General features: G+C 67.2%; 3 protein-coding genes. All 3 read right to left on the bottom strand.

Features of this window, described 5'->3' with window-relative positions; genetic code table 11:
• Positions 1-149: 149 nt before the first annotated feature.
• The 3 genes from ACLFQI_RS13325 to ureC all read right to left on the bottom strand — a co-directional run bounded on the left by ACLFQI_RS13325 (position 150) and on the right by ureC (position 2,593).
• Positions 150-551, bottom strand: a complete 402-nt coding sequence (locus ACLFQI_RS13325) for a VanZ family protein (protein ID WP_410760050.1) — start codon at positions 549-551, stop codon at positions 150-152.
• Positions 548-760: a hypothetical protein gene (locus ACLFQI_RS13320; RefSeq protein WP_410760048.1), complete on the bottom strand. Its 213-nt coding sequence runs from the start codon at positions 758-760 to the stop codon at positions 548-550. The genes ACLFQI_RS13325 and ACLFQI_RS13320 overlap by 4 nt, the downstream gene beginning before the upstream one ends.
• 141 nt (positions 761-901) lie before the next feature.
• On the bottom strand, positions 902-2,593 hold the full coding sequence (gene ureC, locus ACLFQI_RS13315) for an urease subunit alpha (RefSeq protein ID WP_410760046.1): 1,692 nt from the start codon (positions 2,591-2,593) through the stop codon (positions 902-904).
• Between the last annotated feature and the right edge of the window lies 1 nt (position 2,594).

The following is a 2,594-nucleotide window of genomic DNA, read 5'->3' as shown; positions in this document are numbered from 1 at the left end:
CCGACGCCGAGAGTCGATCCCTGCGCTGCCTTGTTCGAGGTTCTGCCCGCCCGCGGCGACTCGCGGCGCTCAGTCGAGCATCCCCTCGCGCAGGATGAAAGCGACGATCGCCTCCAGGCCCTCGCCCGCGCGCAGATTGGTCATTCGGCTCATGCCCGTCGTGACGGAGGGATCAGTCTTGCGGCGAGCGCCGCGCCGAGCAGCACGCCGGCCCCGTTCAAGCCAAGATCCAACCATGAGGCATAGCGCCCGGCGACGAAGAACTGCGCAATCTCCAGCATGACCCCATAGAGGAAGACGCCGATGGCCCCCCACCGCCGCAGTCTTCCAAAGCGCGCCAGCGCCGCTGCCCAGAATAAGGTCAGGACCGCGTAGAGCACCAGGTGCATGGCGTTTTGAAACAACGAGGGCACGGTGCCGAGGGCGACCACCAGCGCCGGATCATCCTCTTCGGGATCACCGGGGATGAGCGACAGGAAGGCGATGGCGCCAGTCAGCGCCAGGCTCAGCGCCAGGCGCAACGGGAGCGAACGAAACAGAGCCGCAATCATGAGCGATAGAGTCGTGTGTACTGGGTTTCGTGCAGGCTGCTGGCGATGGCCAATGCCGGCGTGCTCGCGCCGATCTCGGCATCGGTGACCAGGCGGGCTTGCTCTGCGGCGTCGGCAATCGGCGCCGCGAGACGCGCCAGCGCCGCGCTGGCCGGCAGCGTCTCGGTCAGCCGCTGGGTCAGCCGCAGCGCGAGATCGCTATCGGTCATCATCTGGCGGCAACCTACCGCGAATCGCACTGACAAGGCCTGCCATCCAATTCGTCGAGCCGAGGTTCGACGGACTCATCACCGGCGCGCACCCCGGCGTAGCGAGCCGGGACACGGCGACGAGTCCGGTGCCGCTCGCAATCAAAACAGGAAATACCGCTGCGCCAGCGGCAGCACGTCGGCCGGCTCGCAGGTCAGCAGCTCGCCGTCGGCGCGCACCTGATAGGTCTGCGGGTCGACCTCGATGGTCGGCTGCCAGAAGTTGTGGATCATGTCGACCTTGCGCACCTGACGCACGTCGCGCACCACGCCGACGCGCCGCCGCAGATTCAGCCGCTGGGGCTCGCCGGCCTGCAGCGCCCATTGCGAGATGAAGGTCATGCAGGTCTCGCCGAGCGCGCCGCCGAAGGCGCCGAACATGGGCCGGTAGTGGACCGGCTGCGGGGTCGGGATCGAGCCGTTGGGGTCGCCCATCGGCGCCATCGCGATCATGCCGCCCTTGATGATCAGGCTTGGCTTGGTGGCGAAGAAGGCCGGCTTCCACAGCACCAGGTCGGCGAGCTTGCCGACCTCGATCGAGCCGACCTCATGGGCGATGCCGTGGGCGATGGCCGGATTGATGGTGTACTTGGCGATGTAGCGCTTGGCGCGGTAGTTGTCGTTATCGCCGCGATCGATTGCGCCGGCCCAATCAGGCGCGGCCAGGTGGCCGCGCTGGACCTTCATCTTGTGCGCGGTCTGCCAGGTGCGCGTGATCACCTCGCCGACGCGCCCCATCGCCTGCGAGTCGGAGGCGATCATCGAGAAGGCGCCGAGGTCGTGCAGGATGTCCTCGGCGGCGATGGTCTCGCGGCGGATGCGCGATTCGGCGAAGGCGACGTCCTCCGGGATCGACGGCGACAGATGATGGCAGACCATCAGCATGTCCAGATGCTCGTCAACCGTGTTGACCGTGTACGGCCGGGTCGGATTGGTCGACGACGGCAGCACGTTGGCCAGCCCGGCGGTCTTGATGATGTCCGGCGCATGGCCGCCGCCGGCGCCCTCGGTGTGATAGGTGTGGATCACGCGGTCCTTGAACGCGGCGATGGTGTCCTCGACGAAGCCGGATTCGTTCAACGTGTCGGTGTGGATCGCGACCTGCACGTCCATCTTTTCGGCGACGCCGAGCGCGCAGTCGATCGCGGCCGGGGTCGTGCCCCAGTCCTCGTGCAATTTCAGCCCCATGGCGCCGCAACGGACCTGTTCCTCGAGCGCGTTCGGCTGGCTGCCGTTGCCCTTGCCGAACACGCCGAAGTTGATCGGCAGTCCTTCGGCGGCCTGCAACATGCGACGGATGTTCCAAGGCCCGGGCGTGCAGGTGGTGGCATTGGTGCCGGTGGCCGGGCCGGTGCCGCCGCCGAGCAGCGTGGTCACGCCGGAGGCCAGCGCCTCCTCGGCCTGCTGCGGGCAGATGAAATGGACATGGGCATCGAGCCCGCCGGCGGTCAGGATCTGGCCCTCGCCGGCGATGATCTCGGTGCCGGGACCGATCCGCACATCGACGCCATGCTGGGTATCCGGATTGCCGGCCTTGCCGATCGCGGCGATGCGGCCATTGTTGATACCGACATCGGCCTTGACCACGCCCCAGAAGTCGAGGATCAGGGCATTGGTGATGACCAGGTCCATGACCTCGTCGGACTGGCACTGGCACTGGCCCATGCCGTCGCGAATCACCTTGCCGCCGCCGAACTTGACCTCGTCGCCGTAGTGGGTCAGGTCTTCCTCGACCTCGACGATCAGGTCGGTATCGGCGAGCCGCAGCTTGTCGCCGGTGGTGGGACCGTACATC

The sequence above is a fragment of the Halochromatium sp. genome, assembly GCF_046541315.1.
Taxonomy (GTDB): Bacteria; Pseudomonadota; Gammaproteobacteria; order Chromatiales; family Chromatiaceae; genus Lamprobacter.
Note: the sequence above shows the minus strand (reverse complement) of the source record. Positions and strands in the feature narration are given on the sequence as shown.

Excerpts from the sequence above, each read along its gene's own strand:
- ACLFQI_RS13325 (WP_410760050.1), bottom strand. The coding sequence starts at position 551 with ATGATTGCGGCTCTGTTTCGTTCGCTCCCGTTGCGCCTGGCGCTGAGC.
- ACLFQI_RS13320 (WP_410760048.1), bottom strand. The coding sequence starts at position 760 with ATGACCGATAGCGATCTCGCGCTGCGGCTGACCCAGCGGCTGACCGAG.
- ureC (WP_410760046.1), bottom strand. The coding sequence starts at position 2,593 with ATGTACGGTCCCACCACCGGCGACAAGCTGCGGCTCGCCGATACCGAC.